The sequence below is a fragment of the Microbacterium sp. MRS-1 genome (assembly GCF_000585455.1).
In the GTDB taxonomy this organism is placed as follows: Bacteria; Actinomycetota; Actinomycetes; order Actinomycetales; family Microbacteriaceae; genus Microbacterium; species Microbacterium laevaniformans.
This window is the reverse complement of record NZ_JAUF01000085.1, coordinates 1-1,297: the sequence shown is the minus strand read 5'-3', so window position 1 is coordinate 1,297 and position 1,297 is coordinate 1. Positions and strand designations below refer to the sequence as shown.

Here is a 1,297-nt window from a genome sequence, read left to right as displayed (position 1 = left end):
TGTGACACTTGCGGCATGCTGCGCGGCAAGGTGGTGTCGGCTGGTGTGACCCGCAGAATGACCGACCCTCCGGGTGTCCTCATTTGGAGATATGTCCGCCGGCCGCACCGCCGACTTCAGATGGCTTGATTAGGAGCTTGTCCCTTCGGGTGACCCATCACAGTCCTGCCTCGATCCCTCCGGCGGTGGACCCATCGAAGAGGAAGAGGTAGAGAAATGGCTGCTCTTGCAGAGCTCGTCGACCATGTGATCGGCGTTGATCCGGATCGCGACCGGGTGACAGCGGCCGTCGTCAGCGTCACCACGCAGGGTGAACTAGCGTCGGCGACGTTTCCCGCGACGCGACGAGGGTACGGTCAAGCGCTCAGGTGGGCCAAGACGCTCACGGTCGACGAACGACGCGCGTGGGCGATCGAGTCGACCGGCAGCTACGGTGCTGGCCTGGCGGCCACGTTGGCAGAGAAGGGCGAGTTCGTGATCGAGTTCGACCACCCCGCCACCAGGGCATCGAAGGACGGCGCGAAATCGGACTCTCTCGACGCCGTGCGCGCGGCACGCGAAACACTGGGGCGCAAGACGTGGGCGACACCGCGATCGAGAGGGCTCCGGGAAGGTCTGCGCACCCTCATCGTCGCCCGTGATTCCGCGAAACTTGCCCGGGTCGCTGCAATCAACGTGCTCAAAGCGCTCATCGTGACCGCGCCGGTCGACCTCCGCGAGGACCTCCGCGGACATACGTTCGGTCAGCTCGTCGACAGATGCATGCGACTGCGTCCGGACACAGCGACGGACCCTGAGCATGCAGCCACGAAACTCTCCCTGCGAAGCACGGCGACCCGGATCAAGCAGCTCACGACCGAGTGCCGTGACCTCGAGCTGGCAATGCTTCCCCTCGTGCGCGAGATCTGCCCGGCGCTGCTCGACGAGTCTGGAATCGGCACGCTCGTCGCCGCGCAGATCCTCATCTCGTGGTCCCACGCGGGACGTTGCCGTGACGAAGCCGCCTTCGCGCGACTCGGCGGAGTAGCCCCGCTCGAGGCCACCTCCGGGCAGAACCAGACCCGACACCGTCTCTCACGCGGCGGTGACCGCCAGCTCAATCGAGCGCTTCACACAGCAATCCTCGCCCGCGCGAAAGTCCACCCCGAAACCCGCGCCTATCTCGCCCGACGAGTCCGCGATGGGAAGACCAAGCGGGAAGCGATGCGATGCCTCAAGCGGTACTACGCCCGCCACCTGTTCCGACTCCTCGAGAGCACTCCCGCGCCCTCTTGACACCGATAGGAGCATCTCCATG

General features: G+C 65.5%; 1 protein-coding gene. It reads left to right on the top strand.

Features of this window, described 5'->3' with window-relative positions:
* Positions 1 to 216: 216 nt before the first annotated feature.
* Positions 217 to 1,275 carry an IS110 family transposase gene (locus AS96_RS13220; protein ID WP_036290641.1) on the top strand — a complete coding sequence of 353 codons (1,059 nt, stop codon included), beginning with the start codon at positions 217 to 219 and terminating at the stop codon, positions 1,273 to 1,275.
* Positions 1,276 to 1,297 lie beyond the last annotated feature (22 nt).